Annotated in this window: 18 protein-coding genes; 2 read left to right on the top strand and 16 right to left on the bottom strand. The window is 55.5% G+C overall.

The features are described 5' to 3' along the window. Positions 1–11: 11 nt before the first annotated feature. From rlmD to mnmA, 13 genes are all read right to left on the bottom strand, one after another. The gene (rlmD, locus tag HMPREF9166_RS00200; RefSeq protein WP_009442008.1) at positions 12–1,421 is read right to left on the bottom strand and encodes a 23S rRNA (uracil(1939)-C(5))-methyltransferase RlmD; all 1,410 of its coding nucleotides are present in this window, start codon (positions 1,419–1,421) and stop codon (positions 12–14) included. Further along, on the bottom strand, positions 1,418–2,086 hold the full coding sequence (locus HMPREF9166_RS00195; RefSeq protein ID WP_009442006.1) for an HAD family hydrolase: 669 nt from the start codon (positions 2,084–2,086) through the stop codon (positions 1,418–1,420). Before HMPREF9166_RS00195 ends, rlmD begins: the two co-directional genes overlap by 4 nt. 59 nt (positions 2,087–2,145) lie before the next feature. Next, positions 2,146–3,585, bottom strand: coding sequence for an Asp-tRNA(Asn)/Glu-tRNA(Gln) amidotransferase subunit GatB (gene gatB / locus HMPREF9166_RS00190; RefSeq protein ID WP_009442005.1), 1,440 nt, complete (start codon positions 3,583–3,585; stop codon positions 2,146–2,148). Next, complete coding sequence (gene gatA / locus HMPREF9166_RS00185) at positions 3,582–5,048, bottom strand: Asp-tRNA(Asn)/Glu-tRNA(Gln) amidotransferase subunit GatA (RefSeq protein ID WP_009442004.1); 1,467 nt, start codon at positions 5,046–5,048, stop codon at positions 3,582–3,584. The genes gatB and gatA overlap by 4 nt, the downstream gene beginning before the upstream one ends. Before the next feature lie 12 nt (positions 5,049–5,060). Beyond that, on the bottom strand, positions 5,061–5,351 hold the full coding sequence (gatC, locus tag HMPREF9166_RS00180; protein WP_039980711.1) for an Asp-tRNA(Asn)/Glu-tRNA(Gln) amidotransferase subunit GatC: 291 nt from the start codon (positions 5,349–5,351) through the stop codon (positions 5,061–5,063). Positions 5,352–5,495: 144 nt separating this feature from the next. Further along, the gene (gene speB / locus HMPREF9166_RS00175; RefSeq protein WP_009442002.1) at positions 5,496–6,377 is read right to left on the bottom strand and encodes an agmatinase; all 882 of its coding nucleotides are present in this window, start codon (positions 6,375–6,377) and stop codon (positions 5,496–5,498) included. Next, complete coding sequence (gene speE, locus HMPREF9166_RS00170) at positions 6,358–7,218, bottom strand: polyamine aminopropyltransferase (RefSeq protein ID WP_006689405.1); 861 nt, start codon at positions 7,216–7,218, stop codon at positions 6,358–6,360. The genes speB and speE overlap by 20 nt, the downstream gene beginning before the upstream one ends. 3 nt (positions 7,219–7,221) lie before the next feature. Further along, the gene (locus HMPREF9166_RS00165) at positions 7,222–8,676 is read right to left on the bottom strand and encodes an aminotransferase class I/II-fold pyridoxal phosphate-dependent enzyme (protein WP_009442001.1); all 1,455 of its coding nucleotides are present in this window, start codon (positions 8,674–8,676) and stop codon (positions 7,222–7,224) included. Continuing rightward, on the bottom strand, positions 8,676–9,617 hold the full coding sequence (locus HMPREF9166_RS00160) for an ABC transporter substrate-binding protein (RefSeq protein WP_009441999.1): 942 nt from the start codon (positions 9,615–9,617) through the stop codon (positions 8,676–8,678). Before HMPREF9166_RS00160 ends, HMPREF9166_RS00165 begins: the two co-directional genes overlap by 1 nt. Further along, positions 9,614–10,015 (bottom strand): DUF3783 domain-containing protein, encoded by a 402-nt coding sequence (locus HMPREF9166_RS00155; RefSeq protein WP_009441998.1) that lies wholly within the window; start codon positions 10,013–10,015, stop codon positions 9,614–9,616. The genes HMPREF9166_RS00160 and HMPREF9166_RS00155 overlap by 4 nt, the downstream gene beginning before the upstream one ends. A gap of 13 nt (positions 10,016–10,028) precedes the next feature. Further along, the gene (locus HMPREF9166_RS00150) at positions 10,029–10,910 is read right to left on the bottom strand and encodes an NYN domain-containing protein (protein WP_009441997.1); all 882 of its coding nucleotides are present in this window, start codon (positions 10,908–10,910) and stop codon (positions 10,029–10,031) included. Between the two features lie 11 nt (positions 10,911–10,921). Further along, positions 10,922–11,971 carry a hypothetical protein gene (locus HMPREF9166_RS00145; protein ID WP_009441996.1) on the bottom strand — a complete coding sequence of 350 codons (1,050 nt, stop codon included), beginning with the start codon at positions 11,969–11,971 and terminating at the stop codon, positions 10,922–10,924. A 28-nt stretch (positions 11,972–11,999) separates the two neighbouring features. Further along, positions 12,000–13,085 carry a tRNA 2-thiouridine(34) synthase MnmA gene (gene mnmA / locus HMPREF9166_RS00140; protein ID WP_009441995.1) on the bottom strand — a complete coding sequence of 362 codons (1,086 nt, stop codon included), beginning with the start codon at positions 13,083–13,085 and terminating at the stop codon, positions 12,000–12,002. A 147-nt stretch (positions 13,086–13,232) separates the two neighbouring features. Between mnmA and HMPREF9166_RS00135 the strand changes: the two genes are divergently transcribed. Then, entirely contained in the window at positions 13,233–14,486 is a 1,254-nt protein-coding gene (locus HMPREF9166_RS00135; protein WP_009441994.1) for a nucleotidyltransferase family protein, read from the top strand. A 26-nt stretch (positions 14,487–14,512) separates the two neighbouring features. After that, positions 14,513–15,751, top strand: a complete 1,239-nt coding sequence (locus tag HMPREF9166_RS00130; protein ID WP_175279217.1) for an ATP-binding protein — start codon at positions 14,513–14,515, stop codon at positions 15,749–15,751. Between the two features lie 11 nt (positions 15,752–15,762). Here HMPREF9166_RS00130 and HMPREF9166_RS00125 read toward each other — a convergent pair whose 3' ends face one another. The 3 genes from HMPREF9166_RS00125 to hemL form a co-directional block, all read right to left on the bottom strand. Next, a complete protein-coding gene (locus tag HMPREF9166_RS00125; protein ID WP_009441992.1) occupies positions 15,763–16,647 on the bottom strand; it encodes a diacylglycerol kinase family protein in 885 nt (294 codons plus the stop codon). Further along, a complete protein-coding gene (locus tag HMPREF9166_RS00120; RefSeq protein ID WP_039980707.1) occupies positions 16,644–18,299 on the bottom strand; it encodes a polysaccharide biosynthesis protein in 1,656 nt (551 codons plus the stop codon). The genes HMPREF9166_RS00125 and HMPREF9166_RS00120 overlap by 4 nt, the downstream gene beginning before the upstream one ends. Before the next feature lie 147 nt (positions 18,300–18,446). Next, entirely contained in the window at positions 18,447–19,766 is a 1,320-nt protein-coding gene (gene hemL, locus HMPREF9166_RS00115) for a glutamate-1-semialdehyde 2,1-aminomutase (protein WP_009441990.1), read from the bottom strand. Positions 19,767–19,776: the final 10 nt, after the last annotated feature.

The following is a 19,776-nucleotide window of genomic DNA, read 5'->3' as shown; positions in this document are numbered from 1 at the left end:
GTCTATCCCATTCATTTGGCTGCTGGAATGTCTCGTGACAATTTCGTGATGGTCTCCACGTGCGAAGTTTGTGGAAACAGATCGACCGGCTGTACTTCCTGCGCATGATAACCAAATTCTTTCAGTATGGCGAGGTCGCGCGCGAGTGTGGCAGGGTTGCAGGAGACGTAGACGATGCGCTGCGGCTTCATATCGGCGAAGGTTTGGAGGACGGTCGGCGTGCAGCCCGCACGCGGCGGGTCCACGACAACAACATCCGGACGAATCCCCTGTTTGTAGAGTGCCGGCATGACTTTTGTCGCATCGCCGACGATAAACTCTGCATTTTTGACATGGTTATCGCGGGCATTCTTTCGTGCATCGAGAATGGCAGGCTGCACGATTTCGATGCCGTAGACCTTACGTGCTCTCTGGGCAAGAAAAAGGGTGATTGTCCCTGTGCCGCAGTAGGCATCAATGACGGTCTCTGTCCCATGGAGATCCGCATAGGAAAGCGCCTGTTCATAGAGGCGTTCAGCCTGCTGTGTATTGACCTGAAAAAAGGATCGCGGTGAAATGTGAAAATGCAGCCGTCCGAGCCCATCGAGAATGGTCGGCTTCCCCCAGAGGAGCACTGTGTCACGCCCCATGATGACATTGTTCCGATAGGTCTGGATGTTTTGATGTACGCTGACGAGGTTCGGCAAATGCTCTCGCAGCAGTCGAACAAATTCCTTTGCACGCGGCAGCTGTTTGCTCGCTGTGACGATCACCGCCATAAGGTCGCCATTCTGCCCGACACGCCCAACGATGTGACGCAGGATGCCCTTGTGTGTGTCCTCATTGTAGACAGGAATGCGAAGCTGCGCGGCAATAGCGCGTACGGCATTGGCAAGCGCATTATTCGGCTCACGCTGAATATGACAGTTCTCCGTATCGATGATCGTATGGCTTCCCTGCGCGAAACAGCCAACGACGATTTTCCCCTTAGCGAGGCCGACGGGAAACTGCATTTTATTGCGATAGTTCCACGGTGACTGTGCCGCAAGGGTCTCCCTGACCGAGACATGAGGAAGTTTGCCGATATGAGACAGTGCATCAATCACCTGCTGACGCTTCGCGCGCAGTTGTGCCGCATAGGAGAGATGCTGGAGCTGACAGCCGCCGCACTCCTCATAAAGGCTGCATAAAGGTGTGATGCGATCATTGCTCTGCTGAAGAATTTCCGTCAAACGTCCACGGGCATAGGAGGTTTTTACCTCCTCAATGCGTACCGTGACCCGTTCGCCGGGAAGTGCATTGGGGACAAATACGGTAAAGTTCTCATATCGCCCGACGCCCTCGCCGCTCGTTCCGAGCCGGTCGACGCAAATCTCATAGACTTCCCCTCGACGTACGGGAGCCGTCTGCACGCGTGTCTGCGCCTTTTTTGTTTTTTTCATGACTCTCGAAACGTCACCTTTTCAAATACTTCCATCGGGGTATTTAGGAGCACATCCGCGCCGTGTTCCCGGAGCTCCTGTTCCGTGCGGAATCCCCAGAGAACGCCCACCGCAAGCGTTTCCGCATTGCTTGCGGTGTCCATGTCGACCGAGCTGTCTCCGAAGTACGCTGTTTCCTGCCCCGTAACGCCAAACTCTTTCATGATGTGCAGCACTTTCGTTGGATCCGGTTTTCGCGGAAGTCCCTCCCGATCACCGATGATCTCCCGAAACATACGCGGAGGAAACAGCGCCGTAATGATGCGTTCTGCCGCACTTTGATGTTTATTCGTGCAGACAGCCAGTGGAATGCCGCGCCGGCAAAGCTCCTCCAGCATCTCCATAATACCGTCATAGGGAATGGTCTTATGCAGGAGGTTTTCAGCATAGCGTTCTTTGTACTCTGCCATAAAACGATGGACAAATGCGGCGTCCTCCGCCTGATGCGGCGGCAGAATCCGCTCAATTAGTTTCTGTGTTCCATTTCCGACAAAATATCGATACTTCTCCGCTGCATACGTCGGAAAATGATATGCTGACAGGACAGCATTGGCACTGTCTGCCAAATCTTCAAGCGAATTGATCAACGTGCCGTCCAAATCGAAAATCGCAGCCTTATACTGCATGGCAGTCTCTCCTTTTGAGAAAAACAGCCTTTCCCCTGCGGAAAAGACTGCTTGCTTTCTCAGCCAAGTTTTTTTGCTAAAAGTTCATTGACCATCTGCGGGTTTGCCTTGCCCTTGGACTGTTTCATCACTTGTCCGACCAAGGCACCGATCGCCTTTTTATTGCCGCCCTTGTAGTCCTCTACCGCCTTTGCATTGGCAGCGATGACTTGATCGACGATGCCTTCGATCTCCTTGGTGTCCGTAATCTGGATGAGCCCCTTGTCCTTGACGATCTTCTCGGGAGCATCAGGAGATGTCCACATTGCCTTGAACACGGTTTTGCCGATCTTAGAAGAAATCGTCCCCTTTGCGATGAGGAGAATCATCTCGCCGAGGCGCTTTGCATCGACAGGAGAGTCCTCGATCGTTTTCCCTTCTGCGTTCAGGTTCTTGGAGAGATCGCCCATCAGCCAGTTTGCCGCCAGTTTTGCATCCGCTCCTGTTGCAACAATGGCATCATAGTACTCAGCCATCGCACGCGAGCTCGTGATGATGCCCGCATCGTATGCGGAGAGTCCTGCCTCGTCCATCAGACGCATGCGACGGGCGTCCGGCAGCTCCGGCAGCTCACGCCGCACCGCCTCAATTTCCTCTTCACTCGTCACGATGGGCGGAAGATCGGGCTCCGGCATATAACGATAGTCATGCGCCTCCTCTTTGCTGCGCATGGAGAGTGTCATACCACGCTCGGGATCCCACGTGCGTGTCTCCTGCACAATGTGTCCGCCGTCCTCGAGCACCTCCGTCTGACGCTCGATCTCATAGTTGATCGCATCTTCCAACGCTTTGAAGGAGTTGATGTTTTTCATCTCCGTCCGTGTACCGAGTTGATCTGAGCCGACAGGACGCAGGGAGACGTTGATGTCCGCGCGGAGATTTCCCTCCTCCATACGGCAGTTCGAGACGTCGATATACTCCATGATCGACTTGATCTTCTCCATGTAGGCACGTGCTTCCTCGGCTGAGGACATATCGGGCTCGGAGACAATCTCAAGCAGGGGAACGCCGGTGCGGTTGTAGTCCACATTGGACGAAGCGGAATCCTTAATCGTCGTGCCGGAGTGAACGAGTTTTCCTGCATCCTCCTCCATGTGGATGCGCGTCAGGCGAATGCGCTTCTTCCCCTCTTCCGTATCGATATCCACCCAGCCATGTTCGGCGATAGGCAGGTCGTACTGCGAGGTTTGGAAGTTCTTCGGCAAATCCGGATAGTAGTAATTCTTGCGGTCAAACTTGCTGTATCCGTTAATCGTGCAGTTCGTCGCCAGCCCCGCCTTGATGGCGAAATGGACGACCTCACGGTTGACGACAGGGAGAACGCCGGGCAGACCGAGGCAGACGGGACAGACATGTGTGTTCTGCGGGGCTCCGAACCCCGTAGCACAGCCGCAGAAGATCTTGGTCTTTGTCTTGAGCTCGCAGTGAATCTCAAGGCCGATGACGGTTTCGTATTTCATGCCCTTCCTCCAATCGGCGCCATTTTCGTATGGAAATCATGCCCCTGCTCATAGGCAAACGCCGCACGCAGGATCGTCTCCTCCGCCAGCGGACGACCGATGATCTGAAGTCCGATCGGAAGACCCGCCGCAGTGAAGCCGCAAGGGACGGAGATCCCGGGGAGCCCCGCGAGATTCAGTGGAACGGTCGAAATATCCTGCAGATACATCTGTAGGGGGCTCGTCATTTCACCGATGCGATACGCCGGTGTCGGTGCTGTCGGTGTCATGACGACATCCACCTGCTCAAAGGCTCGCGTAAAGTCCTGCTGAATGAGTGTCCGTACCTTCAGTGCCTTGAGGTAGTACGCATCGTAATATCCGGCGGAGAGTGCATAGTTGCCGATGAGGATGCGCCGTTTTACCTCCGCGCCGAATTTCTCCGTGCGCGTCCGCGTCATCATATCGACGAGATCCTCTCCGTCCACCCGTGCGCCATAGCTGACCCCGTCATAGCGTTCCAGATTTGTCGCAGCCTCTGCAGGTGCAATCAGATAGTAGGTGGAGACGGCATAGTCCGTATGCGGCAGGGAGATTTCGCGAACCTCTGCCCCCATCGCCTCCATATCCGCAATCGCCTTGCGGACGGATGCCTCAACCTCCTGATTCATTCCGTCGATAAAATATTCCTTCGGAAGTCCGATCTTCAGCCCCTTGACATCTGCACGGAGTGCCTGTGTATAGTCGGGAACATTGGCGCGGCTGGCCGTCGAGTCCATCGGATCATGCCCTGCAATTACGTTCAGGAGATGGGCTGCATCCGTGACATCGCGCGTGAGCGGTCCGATCTGATCGAGTGATGACGCATACGCCATCAGACCGTAGCGAGACACGCGCCCATAGGTCGGCTTCAGTCCGACAATACCGCAGAACGATGCGGGCTGACGAATCGACCCGCCTGTATCACTGCCGAGTGCCCAAATTGCCGTTCCCGATGCCACGGCAGCGGCACTGCCGCCCGACGACCCGCCGGGAACACGTGCCGTATCCCAAGGGTTGTGCGTCGGCTGGAAGGCGGAGTTTTCCGTCGAGCCGCCCATGGCAAACTCATCGAGATTCGTCTTTCCGAGAATGACGGCGTCCTCTGCGTGCAGCTTCGTCATGACCGTCGCATCATAGGGCGGAACAAAGTGCTCCAAGATCTTGGACGCGGCTGTCGTGCGTACACCGATGGTACAGATATTATCCTTAACAGCACCCGGAATCCCTGCGAGGAACGGAATCTTCTCTCCTGCGGCACGTTTTGCATCCACGGCATCTGCCTGAGCAAGCGCACCCTCGCGTGTTTCCAGAAGGTATGCGCCGACATCGCCCTCTACGGCATCCATGCGCGAAAGCACATCCTCGGTCAGTTCACGGGCGCTGATCTCGCTGCGCGCGAGCATATCGTGCAGGACATGCGCCGGTTTTTCATATAGACTCAAAACAGCCCCTCCTTACCCTTCGAGTACCTTCGGCACTTTGAAATACCCGTCCTCCTGCAGCGGTGCATTCGAAAGCGCCGCCTCGTTGGAAAGGGACGAGCGCACCTCGTCTGCGCGAAAGACATTCTCGATGGGCAGTGCATACGTCGTCGGCTCCACATCTTCCGTATCAACATGCGAGAGATTATCCACGTATGAGAGAAAGTCTCCCAGAGACGCCAGTGCCTCTTCCTTTTCCTCGGTCGGAATCGAAAGACGCGAGAGATGCGCGGTTACCCTGAGATCCTGTTCCGTTACCTTCATAGACTCCACCATCTTTCCATGCTTCGGGAAGCACTGATAAATGCGGTACGACCATCCGGCACACCTCGTTTTATCAGCGATTCCCTTAGTCGCAGTTTCCTCGCTATTATAACAAATCACTTCATCGGTATCAAACGGAAATCACTACACCTGCGGCGGACGGATAAAATCTGCTGAAAGTGCGAGCAGAATCTCCCGCAGGAGCTTGAGTGCCGTTGCCGTCGATGTACCGCTGGCGTCAAGCGGCGGCGAGAGCTCCACCATGTCGCATGCGACAACCCTGCATCCACGCACAACGGAGAGTGCCGCCTTCATCAGTTCGATGAACGTGACACCGCCTGCCTCCGGCGTTCCCGTACCGGGGAAGACGGAGGGATCGAGGACGTCGAGGTCAATCGTCAGATAGACAGGACGTCCGTGGAGGCCGGCAATCACATCCGAGAGCCCTGCAAAGGTAAATGGATGGAGATCCGTATGCCCTGCCCGTGCCCACTGCCATTCCGCACATTCGCCGCTGCGTATCCCAAACTGATGGATGCGCCCATCGCCGAGCAGATTCCACGCACGGCGGATAACGGTCGCATGGGAGAGTTTGTTGCCGAGATATTCTTCGCGCAGATCAGTATGTGCATCGAAGTGAATGACGGAGAGATCGGGATATCGCTTCGCCGCAGCTTCGATTGCGGGGAGGCTAACCAGATGCTCCCCGCCGATCAGAAAGGGCAGCTTTCCGCTGTGCAGGATCGCCTCTGCGCGCTCCCTGATCATCGCCAGTGCTCGTTCGGTATCGCCAAAGGGCAGCTCCAAATTCCCCCCGTCAAAGACGCGTGCATCCTCGAGATCGAGTTCCTGATACGGGCTGTACGTCTCCAGTCCGTATGACTCCGCCCGCATTGTACGGGCAGCAAACCGCGTACCAGGACGATAGGAGGTCGTCGAGTCAAACGGCGCACCAACGAGGACGATATGGCTCTCCTCATAGGTGTTATCGCAGCCGAGAAATGTTTCAACGTTGCGGTTCCACATCTTCGAGTATCTCCTCCACATAGTTCGGCAGAGCAAATGCTGCTGCATGAAGCTGCGTATTGTAGTAGCGCGTCCGAATGCCGAGTGCCTTCCATCGTGCAAAATCGACGCCCTCCACGGGGCGGCGGTTCTTGGATGAGAAGCCAAACAGCCAATGCCCCGACGGATACGTCGGAATATGCACCTGATAGACGCGGCTGTATGGGAACGAATGAACAATGCGCTTGTGCATCCGCTGCATGGCATAGGCGTCCTGCTCATAAAAGGGGCTTTCATGCTGGTTGATCATGATGCCGTCAGCTTTGAGCGCCTTGAAGCAGTTGCCATAAAACTCTTTGGTGAACAGTCCCTCTCCTGGTCCGAACGGATCCGTCGAGTCCACGATAATGAGATCGTAGACATCGACCGGTCGGCGCACAAAGCGCAGCCCGTCTTCACAGTGGATGCTCACCCGCGGATCATCCAGTCCTGCCGCCGTCGACGGCAGATATTCACGGCAGACATCGATCACCATCGCATCGATCTCCACGAGATCGATATGCCGCACCGACGGGTAGCGCAGCAGCTCCCGTACCGTCCCTCCGTCCCCGCCGCCGATCACGAGGATGTTCTCTGCCTCCGGATGCACACACATCGGTACATGGGTGATCATCTCATGATAGATGAACTCATCCTTCTCTGTGAGCATCATATAGCCGTCAAGCGTCAAAAATCGCCCGAACTCGGGCGACTCGAATACGTCAATGCGCTGGAACTCGCTCTGCCCGCTGTAGAGCTGACGATCTACACGGATGGAGAACCGCACGTTCGGTGTATGTTCTTCCGTATACCAAAATTCCATGGTCTATCTCTCCGTCATTACATTGAGACGTTGTATACTCATATCCTCCGGCCCTGTGATCTGACAGCCCTTTTTCTTCGCATAGCGGATGTAGGTCAGAATCTCGTCCGTGATCTCCTCCCCCGGTGCAAGGATCGGGATACCGGGAGGATAGCACATGACAAACTCGGCACAGATACGTCCCTTGGTCTCTTGGATGGGCAGGGACTCCTTCTCCGCGTAGAACGCATCCTGCGGACCGCAAACGACCACGGGGTCGATATACTCCATCTTGAGCGTCTTGGAGGGATCCTTGCGATAGTTCCGACGGATCTCCGCCAGTGCCGCGACAAGCCGCTCAATATCCTTCGGACGGTCGCCAACGGAAACATAGGCAAGCAAGTTTGCGATATCCCCGAACTCGGTCTGGATGTCATAATCATCGCGCAGGATGTCATAGACCTCAATGCCGGCGAGCCCTGTTGCACATGTAAAGATGGACAGCTTCGTCGTATCGAAGTCATACACGGCATCACCGTCGATCAGCTCACGCCCATAGGCATAGTAGTCTCCGATGGCGTTGATCTCATCACGGGCATAGGCGACAAGTCCGATGATGCGGTCGATCACTTCACGGCCGCGCAGTGCCAAATTGCGGCGGCTGATATCAAGACTCGCGAGGAGCAGATACGAGGCACTCGTTGTCTGTGTGATATTGATGATCTGATGGACATATCCGAGCGGCATCGTATCCGCACAGAGAAGAATGGAGCTCTGCGTCAGCGAACCGCCGGACTTGTGCATGCTGATCGCGGCCATATCCGCGCCCGCATCCATCGCCGCTGTTGGAAGCCGATCACTGAAATAGAGGTGCGTACCGTGCGCCTCATCGACCAATACCTTCATCCCGCGGGCATGCGCTTTCTCCGTAATGGCACGCAGATCCGAGCATATTCCGTAATAGGTCGGATTGTTGACAAATACCGCCTTGGCGTCCGGATGGCGCTCCATTGCTGCTGCAACATCGTCCGTGCGCATTCCGAGCGCAATCCCAAGCGTATCCTCAATGCCGGGATTGACATAGATCGGCACAGCGCCGCAGAGAATCAGTGCATTGATGGCACTGCGATGGACATTGCGCGGCATGATGATCTTATCACCGCGTCCTACCGTCGATAGGATCATTGCCTGCACCGAACCCGTCGTCCCGCTGACCATGAAAAAAGCATGGGCGGCACGGAAGGCTTCTGCTGCCAGATGCTCTGCATCGCGAATCACAGAGACGGGATGGCAGAGATTGTCGAGCATCTTCATCGAGTTTACATCGACATCAAGACAGGCAGCTCCGAGGAATGCCGCCAACTCCGGATTTCCGCGGCCACGTTTGTGCCCCGGCACATCGAACGGAACGAGGCGTGCCCGCTTCATCCGTACAAGTGCCTCCTCTATGGGCGCATTCGTCTGGGAGAGATAGGGCATTACTTCTCCTCCGAAAGGAGGCGAGAGACCAGATCATCATAGCCGTAGGCGGCCGCATTTCCCTTACTCGTCACCCAGCGCACAGCCTCCGTCACATCCGACTCTGCTGGACTTCCCGCATGACGATAGGACGGCAGCACGAGAACATCCTTCGCCGCAGGCGGGAATCCACTCCGCTCCACGACGAGGTCCAGATACTCGGACTGCGGCGTATGGTTCAGATCGTCGACTGCTTTATTGTAGGCGCGATACATCGCCCGAATGGATTTCTCCTTATCCTGAAGGGCGGATTTGGAAAAGACGATTACCCCCGGATTGATACCGAGATCACCCGAGCCGATCACATAGTGACTGCCCGATGCCGCCGCGACGCTCACCATCGGCTCAGGCAGAACTGCCGCTCCGAGATTTCCGCTGCGGAGCATCTCAAGACGTACCGGAATCTGCGGAATGACAACCTTTGCGACATCCTCTTCACGCATTCCGTTGGCGGCGAGAATCTCATCCGTCACATACTCGATGATCGTGTTCTTGGAAACGGCGATCTCCTTGCCGCGCAGATCAGCAGGGGAGGCAATCCCCGCACCATCGGATGCAACGAGATTGTAATTGCCGTCCGTATAGGAAACAGCACGGACATCAAATCCGCCGGAACGGGCGAAAATCACAGCCAGAAGGTCAGACACCGCTCCATCGAGATTTCCGCTTTGCAGTGCCGCATCACGATCCATTGCACTCTTGAACGGCTGCAACTCTACCTCAACGCCTTCCTCGGCAAAGTAGCCGCGTTCCGCTGCAATAATGAACGGAATAGAGTCCGTATCGGGCATCAGCCCGATGGTCAGCTTCGGGAGCGGCTCACTTTTCTCCTGCACAGGAGCCCCACAGCCTCCCACAAGGAACAACGTCAGACAAAATAGGCAGGCAAGAATTTTCCTCATTCTATATTCCCTTCTATAGGCACTCTGCCGCCGTGTTCCTTCGCCATGTGCTCACACAGATAGCGCAGTGTCCACAGCGTATTGTACGGCGTAATGGATGATTTGTAGGTGATATGTGGAACGCCCGCATCCTCCACGGCATGGAGAACCTGTGTCAGGCGCTTCCCCTTCACCCCATCCAGCAGCATCACACGATACGGAAATGAGAACACATCCCCCTCCTGCGCCGTTTGCTTCAAAAAACCTTTGCGGCCAAGGAGATAGCCGACCTTCTCACGCCATGCATCCGGCGAAAGGATCTGAACGCCCACTCCCATCGGACGCAGTGCACCCGTAATCAACTCCGCCTGATCTGCGGGAAACTGATAGAGCAGAACACGCTCCTTGCTGTTCGCCATGGCAAGCCCTCCATCATTTTGCTGAGAGACCGCGCATGAGGAGATACGTCACAAGTTCGTCCAGAGAGACTTCCTCTTCAAGCACCTTGCGGTCGAGGGACGCACGCAGGCTCTTGGGCAGACGAACAGTGAGAAATCCATTCATGACAGCGTTGCCCGCCTCATTCTTCGGCGTTGCTTGCTTTGCCGCAGGCGCCGCTTTTGCCTTGGATGTCGTCTTCTTTGTCTCCTTGGGTGCAGGTGCCTTTTGTGTTGGTGCCTCTGCCGTGTGTTCTGCCGCGTCTTTCTTCTTCGCCGCAGCTGTCGTGCGTTTTTTCTGCTCGCGTGCCTTCCCCGCTGTTTCTGCGTTTACTTTTGCATTATTCTTCGTCGTCTTTTCTTCTGCTGCTTTCTTCTTTGCCACGTTTTCCTCCGTTTTCTTCTCCTTCTTTTTCCGTGCTGCCTTCTGCTCTTTCTCCATCGGCGGCGGGTATACGAAGAACTCGTTGTATGCGTTGCGCAAGTCCTCACTTGCCTGCTTTGTTCCAATGCCGATAATGTACGATGGATCCTCAGCGTTCAGCGACTCAGCAATACGTACGAAGTCAGAATCCGTTGTTATGATAAAGTACTTGCGCACCCCCTCTTGATAGAGGATCTGCGCCGAGTCATAGAGGGCAGAATCCAGGGAATTTTTTCCCAGAAAGGTACGGCTGATCTGTCGAAAGGTAAAGTCCGGGGACTCCATGAGCCGATCCCAACGCTTCTGATCGGGATGTGCCTCCCAATCCGAGACGACGATCATGCGGCATGGCTGGTAACGCTGTGCAATATCAATGGTATACTGAAGCATTTCAATCGGCGCATTCTCTATGTCGTAGAGGATCGCCACGGTATCATTGCTCGAATCGAGCATCCTATCTCTCCTCACTCTTCCGCATCGAAAAACAGACGCCGTGCGCGTTGTGCCAGGAAGGTTGCCTCTCCCTCGAGCACATCTGCCTGCCGCAGATTCGTCTCGGCAGAGCGGATCGTCGCTGCGTTCTTATCCGTCATCCACGCTGCATATCCCTCCGCGTAGGCGATATGGAGATCGCAGATCTTGATACGCAGCTGCTGGAGACTCTGCATCGTACGGGGAACGGAAACAGCACTCAGCTCTTCGCGCCGTTCCTGCCAGTCCGCGAGGACATCCTGCTCCATGATCTGGCGTGCCATGTCCCGTGTTGTCTGATTCCCCAGTGCGCCTGCGCCGAGCACACGATAGAGACGCATCTGTGCCGCACTGACGCTCTGATCATGCCGCCGAATAATGGCATCCGTCTCCTCAAGATACTGCTGAACCCGCAGGCGGCGCGCATTGCCCAAGAAGGCTGCATAATCATACAGATTCCGTATTGATACGACCTGCCAATCCCCATCATCCGAAGGAGCAAGGCAAACCTGAAACGTGAAATCCGCATCTGCTTCGTCCTGATGCGCAACGACATCGACCACCGCCGTACGTGCTGCCTGATCCACCGTCAGATTTGTCGTCTCACGGAACGAGAGGTCACGCAGGCCGATACGGGACAGGATATTCTCTGCGTCCGAACCGTCCTTTGCAGCATCCGCCGGCGGCCAATCGCCCTCCGTCAGATACGTATGAACCGCATCATTCAGCATTTTGATAAACGCCGGCTTGAGCATCTTTGAAAAATCCGCCAGAGCCGCAGACGTATCATGTGCTCCACCGAACTCCGTATCCATCGTCCCGGCCATGAAGTCATCATAGCCCATGTCAAGGACATCATCCAGACGCACATAACGCAAAAAAAGCGTCTCATCCCGCGTCTCAAAGGCGCGCTCAATTGAGCGAAGCGCATACTCCGGCGTCTTCGTATAGACGCGAAAATACCAAAAGAGCCCTGCAAGCACCAGCAGCACACAGAGCAGTGCGGCACATGCGGCCTTTATTTTCATGGCATGGCCCATCATCGTTGTTCCCTCTCTCCATCATAGCGGCTCATGGTATCACATGGTCGATGCTGCCGCCGCCCAGTACGGCATCGCCCTCATAGAATACAATGGACTGCCCCGGTGTCACAGCACGCTGTGGCTCGGAAAAATGTACCGCCACAGTACCATCGCCCTGTGGCTCCATCCACGCATCTGCCTCGCGTTTTCCATAGCGTATTTTTGCCCGCACACGACGAGGTTTGTGTGGTGGCCGCGACAGTGTCCAACTCAGATCGGACGCCGTCAGTGCGTGTGCAAAGATCTCATCAGATGCACCGACAATCACACGGTTTTCAGACGCATCCAACGCCGTCACGTAGAGCGGATGCTCTGCCGCAATCCCGAGCCCCCTGCGCTGCCCAATGGTATAAAAGGCAATGCCTTCATGTGTGCCGAGGACATGTCCCGTACGATCCGTGATCGCCCCCGTCTGCATCGTCTGCGGTGCGTGCGTACGCAGGTAGGACTTATAGTCGTCACGTGGGACAAAGCAGATCTCTTGACTCTCCGCCTTGTGGGCAACGGGAAGCCCATAGTCCTCCGCCATACGCCGAATCTCGTCCTTGCGATAATCCCCGAGCGGAAAGAGAACATGATCCATCATCTCCTGTGTCAGATGATAGAGCACGTAGGACTGATCCTTCGCCGCATCAATGCCCTTTCGCAGATGGTAGGTTCCATCTTCCGTATGCGTGATCCGAGCATAATGCCCTGTGGCAATATACTGTGCACCAAGCGCCCGTGTTTTCTCCAGCAGCCCTTCAAACTTAATATAGCGGTTGCACGCAATACACGGATTCGGCGTGCGCCCACGCGCGTACTCCTGCGTAAAATAGTCAATCACCAGCCGCTGAAATGGATCGGTGAAGTCCATCACATAGTGTGGAATCCCCAAGATATCTGCGACACGGCGCGCATCGTCCACACTCGAGAGAGAGCAACAGCTGCGCCCATCGAGGTCGGCGTCGCGCGCCTCCTCCGAGAGACGCATCGTCACACCGACGACTTCATATCCCTGCTCCTGAAGAAGTGCCGCCGTGACCGAGCTGTCCACACCTCCACTCATCGCGACGACAACACGTTGTTTCTCCATCCTTTGCTCCACTATGAAATTCAATCAAATGTGAATTTAGTATAGCATTCGCATTCCGAAAATACAAGATATTGTATTTGTGAACGAAGGACTACACAAACGTATTCTTTTTTGATAAAATTAAAAAGAAAAAAGGGGAGGTGAACTATGGACGTCATCGGGGTAATCGCCGAATACAATCCATTTCATCACGGACACGCCTGGCAGCTCGGTGAACTGCGCCGAAGATTCCCCTCCATGGATGGCATCGTCATCGTCATGAGCGGCAGCATAACGCAGCGCGGAACGCCCGCCGTTCTCGACAAGTGGGCACGGGCACGGCACGCCGTCGACGGAGGTGCAGACCTCGTACTCGAGCTCCCCTTCGTCTTTGCCTGCCGCAGTGCACAGGACTTTGCGCGCGGCGGCGTCTCCCTCCTCATGCAGCTTGGCGTCGTCAGCCACCTTGCCTTCGGCACAGAGGCAGCGGCCATCCCCCCGCTCGAAAGAGCTGCCCGGGAGATCGATACAGGCAAGACACAGCACATGATTGCGAAAAGTCTCTCCATGGGCCTGTCCTATGCGGAGGCACTGTCCTCAGCCCTGGCGGAGCAGCTTGGCATCAAAGAAAGCATCCTGCGTGCGCCGAACAACATCCTTGGCGTGGAGTACCTGCGCGCACTCCACGCCAAGGGTGCAGACATCACGCCGCTTTCCTTGCCGCGCAAAACAGCGAAGCACGGAGAGCCATGGCTGCGCAGCGGCATCACCAGTGCGTCCTCCATTCGCGCAGCACTGGAGCAGGATATACCCCCATGGGAGCACATCGCAGAGGGAGTCATGCCCTGCGTGCTTGACGATCTGCGCCGCGCCCATCCGAACGCCCTTCCCTGCCACAGAGAACTGCTGCGTCTCCTGCGCTATGAGATCCTCACCATGACGGACACAGAACTCCGCAGCATCTGCGGGGTCTCTGAGGGGATCGAAAACCGTCTGATGAGTGCACTGCGTATGGCAGAAACCTACGAAGATCTGCTGACGCATACCTCCGCCAAGCGCTATCCAAAGAGTCGCATCGGGCGTCTTATCATCCACCTCCTGCTGCGGCTGCAAAAAATACAGGCAGAGGACTTTGACCGCGCCGGCTGTCTCTACATCCGCCCCTTGGCATTTAATGGAAGAGGCAGAACGCTGCTGCGGCACATTAAAAAAGAATGTCCTCTCCCAATTATTGTACGTACCGCAGAAACGTTGACGAGTGATGCGCGTGCGCGCTCCCCAGCGAAGCTGTCTCTGCTGCAGCAAATGCTCGCCTTCGATACACGTGCCACAGAGCTACGTACGTTGACACTGCCACAGCCACATGGCGGCACATGCGGCACAGATTTTCTCTCCTCGCCGATCTTCAAGACAAAATCATGAATGAAATACAGAAAGGAATATGTTCTATGGAACCACAGGTCAATCTTTCCAGCTTGCTCACCCTGCATAATTTGCGCATGGATCCTGTCCTCGCCGCACTGGAGGACACCATGATGTACGGAGAGGAGGGCGTAGAGGAGCGCAGTGAATGCTGTGCAGCACTGATCGCCGCTGCAGAGAATCTCGGTCTGCGCGGAAATCTGCTGCCGCGCTACCTCCTCCACATCATTACGCACACACCGAATATCGTCTCGGAAACAATGGAACGCACGGGGCTGCCGCCCGGAAACAGCCTGCGCCATATCTTCTATCAGGATATCGCCCTGCTGCATCCAATCTTCGCACTTCCTACCAGTGCATTTCTAAAGGCTGAGCTGCTGGACAACTACGAGCCCACGAAAAACATCTACGATAAGACAGAGGATTTTCTTCTCCCGCTGCTCGATGCGGCAAAGACGACGGAGGACTACGCCGAGGCACTATTAACGTTCTACGCACGATACGGCTATGGAGATATGGCGTCCTATTCCGTATTCCGTTGGGACAGCGCAGCACACCAGATCTGCGGCATCGACCACTTTGAGTGCCCCCGTATGAAGGATATCATCGGCTATCAGCACCAGAAGGAGCAGCTTATCCGCAACACGCGCGCCTTCGTCCTCGGCAAGCCGTCCAACCACGTACTCCTCGTTGGGACACGCGGGACAGGAAAATCCTCCGCCGTCAAAGCTCTGGTCAGCGAATACGAAGAGAACGGTCTGCGTCTTGTACAGGTCACCAAGGAACAGCTGCGTGAACTTAGCACGATCATGAACGAACTGCGCCGTTATGCGGGGCGAAAATTTATCATTTTCCTGGATGATCTGTCCTTTGAGGACTCGGATGCCGAGTTCAAGGCGGTCAAGTCCGCAATCGAGGGCAGTGTATCATCCTGCCCCTCCAATGTACGCATCTATGCGACGTCCAATCGCCGTCACCTCATCCGTGAGACATGGCGTGAGCGCGAGCAGGATGAGGTCCATCGTGACGACAGCATTAACGAAACGATTTCTCTATCGGATCGATTCGGTCTCATCATCCAGTACCATACGCCGGATCAAGAGGAATACCTGGCAATCATCGACCACATGCTCACACAAAAAGGCATCCACTTGACACCCGAGGAGCTGCGCATCGCGGGACTTCGTTGGGAGATGACGCACAGTGGGCGCAGTGGACGCACGGCGCAGCAATTTGTCGCCTACTATTTAGGAAACAACGAATAATAGGAAGAGGATCAGCAATACACGGAGAGTGCGAGTGGGACGGTCTTCACACACAGTGGAAGACGCGGTCCGCATTCCCCGTCCACATCGCTAAAGAGCTGCGCACCCGTTGCAAGCTCAAACGTCCGCGCACGTATGTGTAGGATGTTGTCCCGCTCCGATACCGGTTTTCCGGCAAACAGGTCTGCCGCCACAGACATAAACTGCGGCAGGCCTGTTTTTTTTACGGCAAGGAGATCGAGCATCCCGTCATTGATCGCAATACCGCTGCCGATCTGCTTCATCCCGGCCACCACAGGGCTGTTGGCGATGACGAACAGAAAAATCTCTTCCTCATAGTGCTCACCATCCGCCGTAATGCGCACCGGAAATGAATGCAGGCGCGGAAGCTCTCCGATTCCCTTCAGATAGTAGGCGATTCTGCCAAGCGCATTCTTGTAGGCCGACTTCACCTCATGGGCGATCCCCGTCAGAACACCGGCACTGAGGACGTTAACAAAATAACGCCCCTGCCCTTCCAGAACTCCCAGATCGACGCGCCGCGACTCATCCGCCGCGATGCGCTCCACATAGGACTCCCAATCTCCGCCGATCCCAAGGTGCGTAGCAAAATCATTTGATGTTCCGCTGCCTAAGATACCGAGTGGTAGGTCGATCTTTGCATCCTGCAGTGCATTCACTACTGCGTGCACCGTTCCATCACCGCCTGCCGCCAGTACGCCAGCAGGGGCAATCTCACAGAGGAACTGGCTGAGCTGATCCTGCCCATTCCCACGCGTGCGATAGGGGCAAAGCATGATGTCGTGACGCTGAAAAAGCTCAATCAGCATATCCAGCTTCCCCTTGAAGAGAGCATGTCCCGAGACCGGATTGTAGATCAATGCCATTTTCTTCATGACTTATACACTCCAATCCGCTGTAAAAATCGGATGCCGACCGCGCCGACCATCGGCAGACGATGCAGATCCTCCTCGATCAGGCCGCGCAGCAGGATCATCGCTGCCACATAGACAAAGCAGCCGAAGAACACCGCACCGAAGGTAGAAATCGCAGCAATCCCCCACCATGCCAGTGTCCATGCGTAGAAAAAGTGGACAGCACATGCCATAATCCCGGCAGAACATATCGTCTTGATGAGCTGGAGGAGCTCGATACGATAGCCAATAAAACGGTAGATAAAGTAAAGATTGATGATCGCCGCGACACCCATATCTGCCGCCGTTGCCCATGCAGCGCCCATGATGCCGAGCCATGGGATCGCCGTCAGATGCCAGTTTAGAAAAATCTTTGCCGCCGCTGCGAGCACCATGTTCACCATGGGGATGGTCGGATGACCAAGTCCCTGCAAAATTCCCGTTGAGACTTGATGCAGACCGAGCAGGATGATGCTCACCGCCGAGATCATGACCGCAGGCCCCGCGCCCGGTGCATTGTAGATCAGCGAAGAAATTGGCGTCGCCAAAATAAACACAATGACAAAGGCGGGAAAACAGACGAAATTTGAAATGCGCACGGACGCTGCTGTCTGATCGTAGACGCGCGCCTGATCGCCAAGCACGCGTGACTCCGAGATGGCAGGCACAATACTCATCGCCATGGATGCAGTCAGGATCGTCGCCAGATTGACGAGCGGGACGGCCATGCCGTTCAGATAACCGAAAAGCTCCGTCGCCTCACTGATGCTATAGCCTGCTGCCTCAAGACGCTGCGGAACAATCATCAGATCTAGATTCGAGACCACGGGCAGCATAATGCTCGCCGCCGAGACTGGAAGTGCCAGCTTAAAAATACGATGAATGATCGAAAACCGCGTCTCGTAAGGAACATTCGGCAGCGGTTTCAGCTCCGTCCCGTAATCACGAGCAATATCCCGCTCCAGTTTGATATGGAAGTAGACGAGAACAATGAGCCCCGTCACCGCTCCTGCGAAAGCCCCGAGTGACGCGCCGGCAGCTGCGTAGTCCAGCCCCCATGGCATGAGAAGACTCGCAAGGACAATCATGGTCACCACGCGGAAAATCTGCTCTACGATCTGCGACACCGCCGTCGGCGTCATGCGCTGCCATCCCTGCAAATACCCGCGTGAACTGGCGAGCAGGGTCACGAAAAAGACCGTCGGGGCAAGCACCACCACAGCCTTGTAGGCACGCGCATCACGAATCAGCTGCCACTCGATCAGCCAGTCTGCCGCCAAATAGGTCAAAATCGAAAAGAGCAGTCCTGTCAGCACCATGAGCATCATAGAGATGCGAAACACACGCTTCGCTCCGTAGATATCCTTGAGTGCGACGCGTTCCGCCGTAATAATCGAAATCGCTACCGGGACACCAGCCTGCGAAACTGTCATGGCAAAAAAATAAATGGGGAACGCCATCTGGTAGAGACCAATACCTTCGCCGCCCAGAATACGGGAGACGAAGATCCAGTTCAGCGACCCGATCACCTTAACCACAAAACCTGCGATGGTCAGAACGAAAGTACCCTTGAGAAAGGATTCTCCTTTGCTATTCTTCCCTTCCGCAACATTCATCTCACTAATGAGAAACACCGCCTCAACTGCTAATTATGAGAATAATATCGATTGAATTATATCATGAACTGCCTCCACTATCAATGGACTTCACTCACACGGACAGATGTTTCAAACCACAAAAAGACCTCACACGATACAGTCGCATGAGGTCTTTGAGGAAAATTATTTTCGTGCTTTTTTGACTGCGGCAAACGCCTTCTCCGATGCGGCAATCGTATGCTCAATGTCTTTGTCTGTATGCGCTCCCGACATGAATACCGTTTCAAACTGGGACGGGGCAAGATACACACCCTCGTCGAGCATCGTCTCGAACCAGATGCGGAAGGCATCCTGATCAGCGGCAGCGGCATCCTCATAGTTATAGACATCACGATCAATAAAGAAGATGCCGAACATCGAGCCAGCCTGATGCGCGCATATCGGCACGCCTGCCTCCTTCGCCGTACGCTGCCAGCCAAGCAGGAGATTCTTCGTCTTGATGGTCAGTTCACGGCTGTAATCCGCTTTGCCTTCTTCGGGGTCTGCCGTGATGAGCTTCAGCGTCTCAATGCCCGCCGTCATGGCAAGCGGATTGCCCGAGAGTGTGCCCGCCTGATAGACGGGACCCGAGGGCGAAATCTGCTCCATGATCTCACGGCGTCCACCGTATGCCGCAACGGGCAGGCCTCCGCCGATGATCTTGCCGAGACAGGTGAGATCGGGGCGAATGCCATAGGCAGCCTGTGCACCGCCCAAGGACGCACGGAAGCCGCACATCACCTCATCAAAGAGGAGAAGCGTGCCGTGCTGCTCGGTCAGCTCACGCAGCAGAGAGAGATAGCCCTGACGCGGCAGCACCAGCCCCATATTTCCCGCAACCGGCTCAACGATGACGGCGGCAATATGATCGCCCTCGCGCTCCATCACATCGCGGACGGCGTCCTCATCGTTGTACGGAACAGCAATCGTGTCCGCCGCTGTCCCCTTCGTCACACCGGGAGAACTTGGGACGCCGAAGGTCGCCATGCCTGAGCCTGCGCTGACGAGGAGGCTGTCGTTATGCCCGTGGTAGCATCCGATGAACTTGACGATTTTATCCCGTCCGGTATAGCCGCGTGCCAGACGCAGTGCACTCATCGTCGCCTCGGTTCCCGAGTTGACCATGCGGATGGATTCAATGGTTGGATAGACCGACTGAACGAGCTTAGCCAGCTCCGTCTCCATGAGCGTCGGTGCACCGTAGCTCGTCCCACGCGCCACAGCTTCCTGCAGAGCCTTCACCACCTGTGGGTGTGCGTGTCCGACGATCATCGGTCCCCATGATCCCACGTAGTCGATGTAGGAATTCCCGTCAATATCGTAGATATACGCCCCCTCCGCACGTGCAATAAAGAGCGGATTGCCTCCCACATTGGCAAACGAACGGACGGGACTGTTGACCCCGCCGGGCATATACTGTTTTGCCTCATCAAAGGCAGCCTTTGATTTTTCGGTATGGCGCATATAGCTCTCT

Source organism: Selenomonas sp. oral taxon 149 str. 67H29BP, from assembly GCF_000146365.1.
Lineage (GTDB): Bacteria > Bacillota > Negativicutes > Selenomonadales > Selenomonadaceae > Centipeda > Centipeda felix.
This window is presented reverse-complemented; position numbering and strand designations above follow the sequence as displayed.